The 507-nt window shown below is 70.0% G+C and carries 1 protein-coding gene; it reads right to left on the bottom strand.

Features of this window, described 5'->3' with window-relative positions; translation table 11 throughout:
- Positions 1–507, bottom strand: a 507-nt coding sequence (locus tag RF640_RS19160) for an aconitase family protein (protein WP_368828680.1), incomplete at both ends; no start/stop codon positions are given.

Genomic DNA, 507 nt, shown 5'->3' with positions numbered 1-507 from the left:
TTGGAGCCCGGGGCGATCGAGGTCTTGACCCACGGCTTCGCCTTCAGGCCCTTCTCGACGGCGTTGCGCGCCAGCACCGCCGCGGCCATCATGACGGACGGGTTGGACGTGTTGGTGCACGAGGTGATCGAGGCGATCGAGACCGCGCCGTGGTCGAGCTCGAACTCCCGGCCGTCGGGCATGGTCACGGGCACCCGTTTGGTCGGACGGGAGTCGTCGGCGTAGGCGTGGTGCTCCCGCGGGCGGTCCTCGTCGGGCTGCGGGTGCTCCGGGGTGTAGGCCGGGGCGTCCGAGGCCGGGAAGGACTGCGCCGAGGTGTCGTCGATGGTGTTGCCCGCGCTGACGTCGTCGTCCACGTGCGTCGCGTAGTTGCCCAGGTCCTCGTGGAACTGCGCCTTCGCGTCCGTGAGCGAGATGCGGTCCTGCGGCCGCTTCGGCCCGGAGATCGAGGGCACCACCGTGGAGAGGTCCAGCTCGAGGTACTCGGAGAACGCGATCTCCTCGGAC

This window comes from Kocuria sp. CPCC 205231, assembly GCF_040980965.1.
Classification (GTDB): domain Bacteria; phylum Actinomycetota; class Actinomycetes; order Actinomycetales; family Micrococcaceae; genus Kocuria; species Kocuria rosea.
The sequence above is the reverse complement of the archived record's forward strand: the minus strand, read 5'-3'. Positions and strand labels throughout refer to the sequence as shown.